This is a genomic window from Chitinophaga silvatica, from assembly GCF_003419895.1.
Classification (GTDB): Bacteria; Bacteroidota; Bacteroidia; order Chitinophagales; family Chitinophagaceae; genus Chitinophaga; species Chitinophaga silvatica.
Genome location: NZ_QPMM01000012.1, coordinates 46406 through 60089, shown reverse-complemented (window position 1 = coordinate 60089; position 13684 = coordinate 46406). Strand labels below are relative to the sequence as shown.

At 40.1% G+C, this 13684-nt stretch carries 8 protein-coding genes; all 8 read left to right on the top strand.

Annotated features, from left to right (window positions below; genetic code table 11):
* Positions 1-10: 10 nt before the first annotated feature.
* Positions 11-1819: a RagB/SusD family nutrient uptake outer membrane protein gene (locus DVR12_RS21350; protein WP_116977840.1), complete on the top strand. Its 1809-nt coding sequence runs from the start codon at positions 11-13 to the stop codon at positions 1817-1819.
* A gap of 15 nt (positions 1820-1834) precedes the next feature.
* Entirely contained in the window at positions 1835-2761 is a 927-nt protein-coding gene (locus DVR12_RS21345; RefSeq protein ID WP_116977839.1) for an endonuclease/exonuclease/phosphatase family protein, read from the top strand.
* A gap of 58 nt (positions 2762-2819) precedes the next feature.
* Entirely contained in the window at positions 2820-5000 is a 2181-nt protein-coding gene (locus tag DVR12_RS21340) for a GH92 family glycosyl hydrolase (RefSeq protein WP_116977838.1), read from the top strand.
* Between the two features lie 262 nt (positions 5001-5262).
* Positions 5263-6372 carry an acyltransferase family protein gene (locus DVR12_RS21335; protein WP_116977837.1) on the top strand — a complete coding sequence of 370 codons (1110 nt, stop codon included), beginning with the start codon at positions 5263-5265 and terminating at the stop codon, positions 6370-6372.
* A gap of 247 nt (positions 6373-6619) precedes the next feature.
* Positions 6620-7162 (top strand): RNA polymerase sigma factor, encoded by a 543-nt coding sequence (locus DVR12_RS21330; protein WP_116977836.1) that lies wholly within the window; start codon positions 6620-6622, stop codon positions 7160-7162.
* A 9-nt stretch (positions 7163-7171) separates the two neighbouring features.
* Positions 7172-8281: a FecR domain-containing protein gene (locus tag DVR12_RS21325; protein ID WP_158563332.1), complete on the top strand. Its 1110-nt coding sequence runs from the start codon at positions 7172-7174 to the stop codon at positions 8279-8281.
* Positions 8282-8387: 106 nt separating this feature from the next.
* Positions 8388-11816 (top strand): TonB-dependent receptor, encoded by a 3429-nt coding sequence (locus DVR12_RS21320; protein ID WP_116977834.1) that lies wholly within the window; start codon positions 8388-8390, stop codon positions 11814-11816.
* Between the two features lie 19 nt (positions 11817-11835).
* Positions 11836-13671 (top strand): RagB/SusD family nutrient uptake outer membrane protein, encoded by a 1836-nt coding sequence (locus DVR12_RS21315; protein WP_116977833.1) that lies wholly within the window; start codon positions 11836-11838, stop codon positions 13669-13671.
* Positions 13672-13684 lie beyond the last annotated feature (13 nt).

The following is a 13684-nucleotide window of genomic DNA, read 5'->3' as shown; positions in this document are numbered from 1 at the left end:
CATATTAGTCATGAAAGTATCTAAATTACAACAATACATTTCCCGGAACTGGGTGGCAGGGATAGCCTTAGCATCAGTAGTTTTTACTGGTTGTGCAAAGAACCTGGAACAAGGTCCTCAGGCTACCGCTACTAAAGACGCTATCTTCGGAACAGTAGATGGTCTAAAATTATATAGCTTTTCATTCTATGATGGTTTGCCAGGAATTGGTGATCCATTCAGAACAGACGGATTGGCAGATTACTCCGTAATCAATGCTGTAAATGATTTTATACGAGAAAATGCCTATACCCCAAGAACCGCTACTGGTTGGGATTGGAAACAATTAAGAAATATCAACTATTTCATCGCCAATAACAACAATCCAAAAGTTCCTGAGGCTACCCGTAATAATTATCAGGCATTGGCCCGCTTCTTCAGAGCATATTTCTACTTTGAAAAAGTAAAACGTTATGGTAATGTACCTTGGGTCGGAAAACCGCTGGGGATTAATGATCAGGAATTATATGTTAAACAGAGTCCTCGTGCTTTAGTGGTAGATTCTATCATTGCAGATCTGAACTATGCCACTGCTAACCTGCAACTGACAGCAGATGGTAGTGCCAGCCAGATTACCAAAAACGTTGCTTATGGTCTTCTTTCCAGAGTTTGCCTGTTTGAAGGAACCTGGAGGAGATATCAGAAAAATGATAAACCAGGAGCCGACAGCCTGTTGAGGAAAGCAGCTGATGCAGCTAAGGTGGTTATGGATAGCAAAGCATTTTCTTTGAACCAGAGTGGTGGTACTTCATCTTCCTACCGTCAGTTGTTTATCAGCCCTAAACCGGTTAACGCCGAAGTAATGTTGTCTGTTGTGGCTGATCCTGCCCTGAGCGTTATGAATGATGCGAATTGGTGGTATACCAGTACAACTTATGGTTTAAGATTAAGTCTTTCCAGAACTTTTGTAAATACCTATCTGAATGTTGATGGAACTCCATTTACCAACATCGACAGATATGATACTTTACCATTTATCAAAGAAACGCAGAACCGTGATTTGCGTCTGAAACAAACCATTCGTACTCCTGGTTATACCCGTATCAGCAATGGTAAAGTAGTTGCACCATCTTCTACTTTCACCTACTCATATAATGGTTATATGCCAATTAAATGGACACTGGATGACGTTGTTTATGATGGTGGTGGTACCAATAACAACTCTATCTGTGTGATGAGATATGCTGAAATTTTGCTTAACTATGCGGAAGCAAGAGCAGAGCTCAATGAGTTGACAGATGCCGACTGGAGTGCTACTGTAGGTGCATTACGCGCCCGTGCCGGTATTACCGGCGGAATTGCCGCTAAGCCAATTGTTCTTGACCAATACATGGCAAATAATTATTTTGGGGATGTTAAGGATGCTTCATTAATGGAAATCAGAAGAGAAAGAGGAATAGAACTGGTATTGGAAGGTTTCCGATTCTCAGATCTGATCAGATGGAAACATGGTGAACTGATGATGCAATCCTGGAATGGTATTTATGTTCGTGCACTGGATGAACCAATGGATCTGACCGGAGATGGTATTCCTGATGTTTGCTTCTATAAAACAGCTCCTGCAAATCCTATCGCCGGTGTTACATATATAAATGTAGCTGCTAAACTAGGGGATAAAGACAATCCACAGAGATTATCTCATGATACCTACGGAGAAGTTCGTTGGTTGGATAATATCAAGAAAGATTGGCAGGATTATAAATATCTGTATCCAATTCCTTATACAGAGTTGTTGTTGAATACACAACTGGATCAAAATCCAATTTGGGACACTAAATAATCAATATTATAAAAGATGAAGAAACAGTTCCTTCTACTGGCATTAGCCTTTGTATGCAGTGTTCAATGCCTGATTGCGCAACAGATGAATGTGGCGACTTACAACTTACGTAACGATAGTAATACGGAAGATGCACGTGAGGGTAATGGCTGGAAACAAAGATTTCCGGTAATTGCTTCGCTGATCCAATTCCATGATTTCGATATTTTCGGAACGCAGGAAGGTCTTCACCATCAATTGGAAGATCTGAAAAACAGCCTGCCAAATTATGATTACATTGGTATTGGCCGTGACGATGGTCAGCAAGCCGGTGAATACTCCGCTATCTTCTTTAAAACTAATCGTTTTAAATTGTTGAAGAAAGGTGATTTCTGGTTGTCTACAACTACAGATAAACCTAATAAAGGATGGGATGCTGCATTACCAAGAATTTGCTCCTGGGGACAGTTTCGTGATCTTAAATCTGGTCTGACCTTCTATTTCTTTAATCTGCATATGGATCACATTGGAGTACAAGCCCGTTCGGAAAGCTCCAAACTAATTCTCGCTAAAATTAAAGAAATGACAGGTGGTCAACCTGTTATACTAACTGGCGACTTTAACGTAGATCAAACCAGCGATTCTTACGCTGTTCTTGAAAAATCAGGAGTATTGCGGGATTCATATGAACTTAGCCCTATTCGTTATGCTCTGAATGGAACATTTAATGCTTTCAAAACAGATAGTAAAACAGATAGCCGCATAGATCATATCTTCCTTTCCAATAAATTCTCTGTAACCCGTTATGGTATTCTAACAGATACTTATCGCAGCAAAAGGGAAGAAGGTACTAAGGAGAATTCTGCTAATTTCCCTAAAGAAGTTTCGCTCTCTAAGTATGTTGCAAGAGAACCTTCTGATCACTTCCCTGTAATGGCAACCATTACATGGAGTAAGAAATAATTAATTTAATTACTCTTTCGGGCCTGCAATTGCAGGCCCGTTTTATTATAGGGCACCTATGCATCTTCCTTTTTATCCTATCCTGCTAACAGGATTGCTCTTCTTCTGTGCCTGTTCAAATAATTCCACCACAGAAGCAGAAAACTATATCGACCCAACAATTGGTAATATTGCTCCTATTCTGCAGCCAACCAGGCCGATCATCCATCTGCCTAATCAGATGATCCGTACCTTTCCACTACGCAAAGACTATACTGACGATCAGATCTCTGGGTTCCCATTACAGGTTACAGGGCATAATCAGGGGCCGGTATTTATTGTAAAACCCTCCGTTGCCTGTTTGAAGCCCGCTGAGTGGACAAGAAATCTAACCTATGATCATGACCTGGAAATTATTCATCCCTGGTACTATAAGACAACTTTGATAGAAGAAAATGTGACAGTAGAATTTAGTCCGGGTGCTAAAACAGGCATGTATAAATTTACTTATCCCGGGAAGATGCCACATCAACTTATTATGGCAGCTAACGGCTATCAGGTCAAAGATGATCAGATTACCGCCTACACTACATTTCACAATGATGTACCGGTTTTTTTATATGGAAAATTCAATGTAAAAGCTACTTCAGGACTAATTGCGGATACTCTTCAATACCTGAAATTTCCGGAAGATAAAAATATTGTAACCTTACAATATGCTATCTCCTATGTAAGCCTCGAAAATGCAAAACACCTGTTTGAAAAAGAAATTAATGGTAAAAGTTTTGAATCGATTTGTGAAAGTGGCCGTCTGCAATGGAAGAATATTACAAACCAGATTTCAGTAGAAGGAGGCACAGATGCACAAAGAAGATCATTTTACACCGCCTTGTATCGCTGCAACGAAAGAATGGTGGATATAGCTGAAGATACATTATACTATAGTGGTTATAACAAGAAAGTAAATGTAACGCATACATCTTTTTATGTAGATGATGCAGCCTGGGATACCTATCAGGCCTTGCATCCGCTCAGAATGATATTGAATCCAAAACTTGAAGAAGAAATGCTCTCTTCATACCTGCAGATGTACAGGCAAAGTGGATGGATGCCAACATTTCCAAGAATATTCGGGGATCATCCTTGTATGAATGGATTCCACAGTACAATTATTTTTCTGGATGCCTATAAAAAAGGACTAAAGATAGATTCGCTGGAAGAGGTGTATGAAGGGCTCAGAAAAAATGCGGTTGCAGCTACTATGCTGCCCTGGCGTAATGGGCCGGCATGCAGCCTGGATAGCTTTTATTATAAAAATGGATATTTCCCGGCATTAAGACCAGACCAGCCGGAAACTGTATCCGAAGTAGATGTGTTTGAAAAACGACAGTCTGTAGCTGTTACGTTAGGTCATAGTTACGACGATTGGGCTTTGTCGCAATTAGCAGTAGCACTGAAGAAAAGTGATGATGCCGCGCTTTTTGCAGGCCGTAGCACCAATTACAGGAATCTTTGGAACAATGAAAATAAGTTCTTCTTACCTAAAGATGCAAAAGGAGAATGGATTGATATTAACCCGGCATTGGATGGAGGTCCGGGAGGCAGAGCATATTATGATGAGAATAATGGGTGGACGTACCTATGGCAGGTGCAGCAGGATATACCGGCTCTTATAAAGCTGATGGGTGGAGAAAAGGCATTTGAAGCCAGGCTGGACGAACTATTCCGAACAGGATTGGGTACATCAAAGTATGAGTTCTGGCATATGTTTCCGGATGCTACAGGCCTTGTAGGCCAGTATTCTATGGGTAATGAACCAGGGTTTCATATTCCTTACCTGTATAATTATGTAGGTGCTGCCTGGAAAACTCAAAAGAGAATTAGACAACTATTAGACCTATGGTTTAAGGATAATGTATTTGGAATTCCGGGAGATGAAGATGGGGGAGGAATGAGTGCTTTTGTTGTTTTTTCTTCTATGGGCTTTTATCCGGTAACACCCGGTATTCCTATCTATACTATTGGTAGTCCGGTTTTCAGTAAAGTGAATATTCAGTTACCCAATGGTAAGAATTTTACTATTCTGGCAAAGAATAGTTCCGCAACTAATAAATATATTCAGCGGGCCAGGTTAAATGGGGAGGATCTGAGTTCCCCGTTCTTCACCCACCAGCAATTGATGGATGGAGGGGTATTGGAACTTACTATGGGTAACTTACCGGAGCGTCGTTGGTGGGTAAGTGTACATGCACCACAGTAATATGATTTCTCGCAAAGGCGCAAAGATTAATATTAAGAAGCAAAGGACTTTTTTAAGCTTTTAAGGGATGAAGAATATTATAAAGACTTCCAATTGGTTTCAATAATAATAATAACCAGTCAGTAGTTCTTAATAATATTCGCTTCGATCCTTAAAAATCTTAAAAAAGTCCTTTGCTTCTTAATATTAATCTTTGCCGCTTTGCGAGAAACCCCTTGCAGATATGAAAGAAAAAAATTACTTTAAGCTTATAATATAAACCATGAGTTTATCAACCAATGCCAACACCCGTTTAACATCGCTCGATGTAATGCGTGGTCTTATCATGATCTTCCTTGCCGCTGAAAGTGCGCGTGTTTATGCGTCGTTTGACGATTTGCAACCTACAGGTTTTGCTGCTAAAGTATTGGAGCAATTTTTTCATCATCCCTGGAATGGGTTGAGAGCATGGGATTGCATCCAACCCGCATTTATGACTATGGCCGGATCTGCCATGTATATTTCTTATTATTATAAAACAGAAAAAGGCATTACCTGGTCACAAAACTTTAAACATATTGCTTTACGTTGTCTAAAGTTGTTTATATTTGGCACGGCTTTGCATTGCGTATATGCCGGTCGGTTAGTTTGGGAGTTATGGAATGTATTGACGCAACTGTCTGTTACTACTCTCATTGCTTATCTGATCATACGCCGTTCATATGCTTTTCAGTTAATGATTAGCTTATTATTATTGCTGGCCACAGATCTTGCCTATCGTTTCATTTTGATGCCGGGGTACGAGGAGTTGTTTACTGAGGGGCATAATTTCGGAGCATGGATGGATATGATCCTGATGGGGAAAATCAATGCACATGGGTGGGTAACCATTAATTTTGTGCCAACTGCCGCCCATACTATCTGGGGCGTGTTAGCAGGTAAGTTGCTGATCAGCAACGCTTCTGCTGCAAAGAAAATCTCTACTTTACTTATAGCAGGTGTTATTGGATTAATAGCAGGATATACCCTCGATTATGCAGGGATCACTCCTATAATAAAACGTATTGCCACCGCTTCATTTGTATTAGCCTCCGGCGGATACGTGATGATTGTACTGGCAATCCTGTACTGGCTGATAGACGTACGAAAATACCAGAAGTACGCCTGGATAGCTACCGTAATAGGAATGAATGCTATTTTCATCTACCTGTTTTTTGAAACAGTTGGCCACCGATGGGTTAATGATACTGTTGCCATTTTTGTGACTGGATTCACTAACCTGGTAAGTATTCCAATGGAAATCGGAGATGTCATATCTGCATTCACAGTACTGCTGCTGGAATGGGGATTGTGTTACTGGCTCTATAAACGCAAGATCTTCTTTAAGTTATAACTATCTACTGAAACCCCTTGAAAACAAAAGCTCTGGTACTATTTACCAGGGCTTTTCCATTTTTTTTGGATTTTCTTTAAAATTCTTTTTACTTTACTAACAGATTTACGACCAAAGTCAACTGCTTAGAACTAAGCTAATTTAATGAATGTGAACAATGGAAGAAGCAAGGATCTTCAACCATGCTGACTATTCCCGGATGGAATTACTTAAGACAATTATTTTATAATAAGGCTTTTCTTGTTACATGGACTATTCAGATACTCTACTGGTACAACGTCTAAAGGAAGGTGATGTCAACGCGTATGATGAACTATTCCTTAAATATCACAAGCCACTATGCCTGAACGCCTTCTGGCTACTTAAAGATGAAGCTGAAGCCAGTGACCTGGTGCAAACCTTCTTCCTGGATATCTGGGATAAAAAACTTTATCTCCACTTCAACGGGGAGATAAAAGGATATCTTTTCCAGTCGGTCCGTAACCGTTGCCTTACTTTCCTGAAAAAACGCAAAACGGAACAGGAAAATAAAAATGCTTTCACCCAATTACAGGATGATGCCTGCTTACCCGGATTAGATGAGCGGTCGCCCGATTATTACAAACAAGTGCTGGCGGCAATTGACGATATGGCTACTCAGAAAAAATCAGCGCTGCAAATGGTGTATATTCAGGGTAAACGATACCAGGAAGCTGCCGATGAGATGGGGATCAGTATCAATTCCTTTAAAACTCATCTGAAAAGAGGATTAAAGGTATTAAGACTGACTTTTGTAAGTAAGGGTTATTAATTAATGAAGATGGAATACTCAAGAATTTTAGAACTATATATACAATATTTGTCTGGCACCTTATCACCTGAGGAAGCCCGGCAGGTAGAGCAGTGGCGACAGAACGACGAAGATTTTCGTCGCCAATGGGAACAGTTGGAAGAAGAAGGAAAACAAATGAATGCTTCCTCATACCTGGAAAGTATTAACTCCGATTATGCTCTTCAATCTATAAAATTCAACAGGAAAAAATCGAATTCAAAATATAAATTTCTTGCCGCTGCTTCATTCCTCCTGCTACTATCCGTAGCAGCCTATTGGGTATTCGAAAACCCCAAAACATCAAAATCAATAACTTCTCTTGATCTCCCGAAAAAAGAAACAATAAAATTAATAAGTCAGGAAGGGGTCATCGAATTAAAAAAAGATAGCGTTCAACAAACCATAGCTTTAAAAAATACTACCCTTACAACTGGTAACGGTAGTTTGCAATATGCTTCTACTGATACGGCAATAAATACACTCTCTGTACCCGACGGACAAACGTATATGATCAAACTCTCCGATGGTACTGAGGTATGGCTAAATGCTGGTAGTAAACTACGTTTTCCATTTAGCTTTGTGGGCAAACGTACAGTTTCAATAGAAGGAGAAGCTTTTTTTAAAGTAGCAACAGATGCCGGAAAACCTTTTATTGTCAATACTCCGTTAACTACCATCCAGGTGTTAGGAACATCTTTTAATGTTAATACCTATAATGCCGGCAAAGTAAAAACGGCGTTGGTGGATGGCCGTGTGAAAACCAATAATCGAAATGGTACTGAGGAAGATCTGAAGCCCGGTATGATGGCCGAATATAGCCAGAGTAACGGATTCACTACAGGGAAATTTGATGAGGAAGAAGTACTGAGCTGGAGAAATGGAATTTATTATTATCATAAAATGCCATTGGCCAATTTACTGGATGAAGCCAGCCGTTTCTACGGCGTAAAATTCAGGATAGAATCTAAAGAGCCAATAGATCGCTATATTACCGGTTTAATGGATAGAAACAGATTAGAGGACTTTCTTTCAGATCTTAAAACTACTGCCAGTATTGATTTTACAGTAAAGGATAAAGAAATTCTGATTCGCTTGTAATTTTTTTTTTGAATCACTGTCACCCGTTTTATATAAATACAAGTAGTTATTTCGAAAAGCATCGGTTATCGACCCGCATGCCACTTTAACTTGTAATAATTCCCGAATGAGAAAAACTATGCGCTATCAACCAGGGATAGCGATGTTGCTATTGTTATGTAGCTTGCTGGTCACATGGCCATCTGCTGCACAAACCAATACGCCTTCCCTGCAGTCTATTGTTACTATTACTGGTAATGAAGTTCCTTTAGTACAAGTATTCAGGGCCATTAAGAAACAAACTGGCCTCACTCTGGTTTACAGTAACCAGCTACTGAACGATGGAGAAAAAATCTCTCTGAATTTTCAACAAGCCAAACTGAATGATGTACTGAGCTTCATCTTCAAAAACAAAAACATTAATTACGTACTGCAACGTAACAGGATTGTGCTCGACAAAAAAGAACTATTACCTGCATCTCCTTCCGCCACAACTCAACCGCAGGAGACAACTCAGGAGGCCTGGTTAGTGCGTGGTATTGTAATGGACCCCGATGGAAATCCGCTTCCCGGTGCTACCATAGCTATTACAGGAACCTCACAGGGAACCGTTACCGATGTTATGGGGGTATTCTCCATTAAAGCAAATAAAGAGGATGTACTGAAAATAGGAATGATTGGAATGAACGCTGAAGAAGTGAAAATCAGCAGCCAAAAAACCTTGAAAGTTACTCTGACAGCGAAAGTCGACAAACTCAATGAAGTAGTAGTTGTTGGTTTCGGTAACCAGAAGAAAGTAACCGTTACCGGTGCTGTATCCTCTGTAAATATGGCCGATATGAAATCGCCGGTACCTTCATTAACCAATGCATTGGTAGGAAGAGTTGCAGGTGTTATCTCCATGCAAACAAATGGAGGCGAACCTGGTTATGATGCCCCTACTTTTACTATTCGTGGTATCGGAACTTTTATGGGTAATAAATCTCCGTTAATCATTGTAGATGGAGTGCAACGTGAAGATGTAAACAGTACCTATGGTGGTGCTTTTAATAATATTGATCCTGAAGATATTCAAAGTATCTCTTTACTGAAAGATGCATCTGCGACAGCTGTATACGGTGCTAAAGGCGCAAATGGAGTGTTGATCATCACTACCAAGAAAGGGATTGCAGGCAAACCAAAAGTATCTGCCAAAGCAGAAACCGGCTTAAGTGGCTTTGCAGTGCTACCTAAAATGCTGGATGGTGTTAACTATATGAAACTCTATAATGAAGCCAGAGTTAATGATAATAATTCGCCGGTTTATACAGAAGAAACTATCAGGAAAACGGAGAGTGGACTGGATCCGTATCTCTATCCGAATGTTGACTGGGTTAATACAGTTTATAAGAAATGGGCTTCAATGGCCAATACAAATGTGAATGTCAGTGGAGGTGGAGAGGCAATGAGATACTATGTATCCATGTCGTTCTATAACCAGGATGGACAATATAATGTAACTAAAATAAATGGATATAATCCCAACCTGAATTTTAAACGCTATGATTTCAGGAGCAATGTAGACCTCAATTTAACCAAAACAACCTTATTATCGCTTAACCTTTCTTCCATGTTGGTAAATACCCGTTATCCTGGCTTCCCGGCCAAAGGTATCTGGTATTCTACCTATGCTGCTAATCCAATAATGCTTCCTGTAAAATATCCTGATAGAAATTCTGGCCCTACCAATAATGGTGGTAATAATCCATTTAATATGGTTCAGAATTCTGGTTACAGCACCGAATTCAGACCTACAATACAATCAGTATTATCCCTGAATCAAAAACTGGATGCTATCACTGAAGGACTTAGTGCAACTGCACGTTTTTCTTTTGATACGTACAGTGAGTTTGATAACAGTAGAAAAGGTCCGAATGATCTTTATAATGCATCTGGCCGTAATCCTGATGGCTCGCTTATTTATTCGCTGGTAAGACAAGGTGTCAACTACCTGCCATATAGTTCGTCCTCTTCCGGAGAAAGGATGATGTACCTCGAAGGGAATCTGAATTACGACAGAAGCTTTGGCAAACATAATATAGGTGGTTTGGTAGTAGGAAGCATCAGAAACAGATTGATTGGTTCTGCAGGTAATCTGAAATTATCTATTCCTTTCCGCAATCAGAGTGCGGCTGCAAGGGTTACTTATTCCTTTATGGATAAATACCTGGCGGAAGTAAATATGGGAGCTACAGGTTCTGAAAACTTTGCTCCCGGCAAACGTTGGGGATACTTTCCTGCTGCTTCAGTAGGGTATGTTATCTCTAAAGAACCCTTCTTCGATGCTGTTTCGAAAACTATCAGCCTGTTGAAAGTAAGGGCTTCTTACGGTATGACAGGTAATGATCAGATTGGAAATAACGACAGGTTTGGCTACCTGACTTATTATGATGGAGCTTCCGGCCAGTCATTTGGAAGCACCGGATCTCCGGTTTTTACAGGAGGAATTGCCACAAAAGTAATCGGTACAGAAAACCTTACCTGGGAAAAATCTGCTAAAACAAACTTCGGTCTGGAAGTTGGCTTGTTCAACAAATTCAACCTGGTAGTAGATGCATTCAGAGATCAAAGATCTTCCATTCTGGTACTTCGTAATTCTATTTCTCCAATTGGTGGTTATTCAGATTTAACGATCTATGGAAATATCGGGGAAATGGATAACAGAGGTATGGATGGTAGTATTGAGTATACCGAACAGTTAGGTAAAGATGTTTCGCTTCGTGTATTCGGTAATGTTACCTATGCTAAGAATAAAATTGTAAATGCAGACCGGCCTAAATCGCTCTATTCCTATTATCCAACATCCGGATATATGTATGGTGAATTAGAAGGATATAAAAGTTTGGGGCTATTTGTGAATAAGGATGATGTGCAAAATAATCCTAAACAGTTCAGAGATGTTTTATATCCTGGTGATATTAAGTATGCAGACTTAAACGGCGATGGCAGAGTAGATGGCAGCGACAAAACCTATCTGGGTAAATCTACTTTTCCTAAATGGTCTTATGGTTTTGGATTTAATCTGGGATATAAAAGATTTGAATTGTCGGCTGTTTTTGCAGGTGTTGCAGATGTTGCGATTATGGCGAATGGACAGGATATCAGTTTCGAAGATTATGGAACACCAGGTGTTGGAGTTGTTCCTTTCACAGGTATGGGCCAATATCCTGCAGCTATAATCAGTGACGTATTGAATCGCTGGACTCCTGAAAATCCAAGTCAGAATGTACATTATCCACGTATCACAATTACCAATGGGAGCGACAACAACTATGTGAATAGCGATTGGTGGTTGCGTGATGGTAGTTTCCTCAGATTAAGACAGGCAACTTTAAGTTATTCAATTATTACTGCTGCCATGAAACGTAAGGGTATCAGCAGTTTGCAGGTTTATACCGGTGCAACCAATATGCTTACCTTCTCCAGGTTTAAATTGTGGGATCCGGAGTTAGGTAATAATGCTGCCAAGTATCCTTTTACTAAAACAGTAACGTTAGGCTTGAGAGCACAGTTTTAATGTTTAAATGAATTTACTTATGTTCAGATATCATCAACTACTTTATATTTTCAGCTTTCTGACTATTGTTGGTTTGGGGGCTTGTACTAAGTATTTAGACAAGAAACCGGATAACTTGTTGGGCGATGATCAGCTATGGTTGACCAGAGCGAATGCTGAAGGCTATTTAGCCAATGTTTATTCCTATCGCCAGGCAGGTGGTGACTATGCCAATATAGGGGCATCGGATGAGATTTCCTGTGGTTTCCCGGGTGTTCCGGTGCGTAACATGGTGGGGGGCAATTGGAGTGCCAATGACTGGATCTACTACAACTGGGGTGGCTATTATGCAGGTATTCGTAAGTCTTATATTTTTGAGCAGAATATAGATAAAGTGCCTTCCGAGCAACTGAGCGATGAGCTGAAGCAACAATATAAATCAGAAGCTATCTTTTTAAGAGGCTACTTCTATTGGATGTTACTCAGACAATACGGTCCGTTCGTTAAAGTAACAGGTGTTTTAAGTCAGGACGATGATTATCATAAATATCCGCGTATTCCGTTCGATGATTGCGTTGCCTACATCAATGAGATTATGGACAAGGCGGCACCTGGACTCCCATATGTCTGGAGCTCATCAAACAATAACGGACGTGTTACAAGGGGTGCCTGTTATGCAGTAAAAGCCTTAGTAGCTTTTTGGGCTGCAAACCCTTTATGGAATGGTAACTCAAGATTTGCCAACTTCAAAAATCCGGACGGTACAGCTTTAGCACCTGCAACCTATGATCAGAATAAATGGAAGATTGCAGCAGAAAGATCTAAAGCAATCATTGATTCAGGTCACTACAAACTTTTTACAAACCTTGATAACGGAGGAACTTCATTTGATCCGTACTTATCTGTTCGGGATCTGTTTCTTACCTCCTGGAATAATGAAATCATAATGGGGTCTATGAATTGGAATTGGTGGAGTTGGGTAATCTGCTCTTCTCCCGGCCCGGCTGGTTACAATATGTACAATGCTACACAAAATCTGGTAGATGCATTCAGAATGAAAGATGGTAAAGAGATTAGTGATGCTACTTCCAATTACCAGGAAACAGGATTCGTTTCTCAGAATGGCGCTAATTACTGGGAACAGCAAAAGGGCGACTGGAGCATGTATGCAAATCGTGAGCCTCGCTTTTATTCTAATATCTGTTACAATGGTCGACCAGTTATTCCGGCTGTAACCTTAGATGATAAGAATTATTATTCTTCAGATGGAAATATTGATGGCCATGGACGTCAGGAGTTTTACTTCACAGGAAAATCTGGTCAGAAAACTATGAACAATAAAGACCTGACAGGTTATTTACCTGCTAAGTATATAAGTCCGGATGATAACCTCAGAGCTATGGGTGCTGGTTCATATCGTTGTCCATACATTCTGATACGGTATGCTGAAATAATTCTCAACTATGTAGAAGCATTGAACGAATACGATCCCGGAAATCCTGATATCGTTACCTACCTCAATATGATTCGTCAACGTGGTGGCTTACCTGGTATTGAAACAGTGTATCCTGATGCTGTAGGAAACAAGGATAAAATGAGAGCGCAAATTATACGGGAGCGCCAGGTAGAAATGTGTTTTGAAGGCGACAGATTTTATACATTGATCCGCCGCCAGGAATTGGGTAAACCTGAAAACCAAACCATTTACGGGATGAATGTTTATAGTAACGATAATGGTGTTGGTTTCGGATATGCAGATTTTTATAAGAGAACAGTATTCCAGAAACGTTTCTGGAACGACAGAATGTACCTGTTCCCAATTCAACAGCAGGATATAGAAAGAGACCGTTCATTGGTTCAGAATCCTGGTTGGTAATTTTTTCAATGTA

Excerpts from the sequence above, each read along its gene's own strand:
- DVR12_RS21320 (WP_116977834.1), top strand. The coding sequence starts at position 8,388 with ATGAGAAAAACTATGCGCTATCAACCAGGGATAGCGATGTTGCTATTG.
- DVR12_RS21335 (WP_116977837.1), top strand. The coding sequence starts at position 5,263 with ATGAGTTTATCAACCAATGCCAACACCCGTTTAACATCGCTCGATGTA.
- DVR12_RS21315 (WP_116977833.1), top strand. The coding sequence starts at position 11,836 with ATGTTCAGATATCATCAACTACTTTATATTTTCAGCTTTCTGACTATT.
- DVR12_RS21340 (WP_116977838.1), top strand. The coding sequence starts at position 2,820 with ATGCATCTTCCTTTTTATCCTATCCTGCTAACAGGATTGCTCTTCTTC.
- DVR12_RS21345 (WP_116977839.1), top strand. The coding sequence starts at position 1,835 with ATGAAGAAACAGTTCCTTCTACTGGCATTAGCCTTTGTATGCAGTGTT.
- DVR12_RS21325 (WP_158563332.1), top strand. The coding sequence starts at position 7,172 with ATGGAATACTCAAGAATTTTAGAACTATATATACAATATTTGTCTGGC.
- DVR12_RS21330 (WP_116977836.1), top strand. The coding sequence starts at position 6,620 with ATGGACTATTCAGATACTCTACTGGTACAACGTCTAAAGGAAGGTGAT.
- DVR12_RS21350 (WP_116977840.1), top strand. The coding sequence starts at position 11 with ATGAAAGTATCTAAATTACAACAATACATTTCCCGGAACTGGGTGGCA.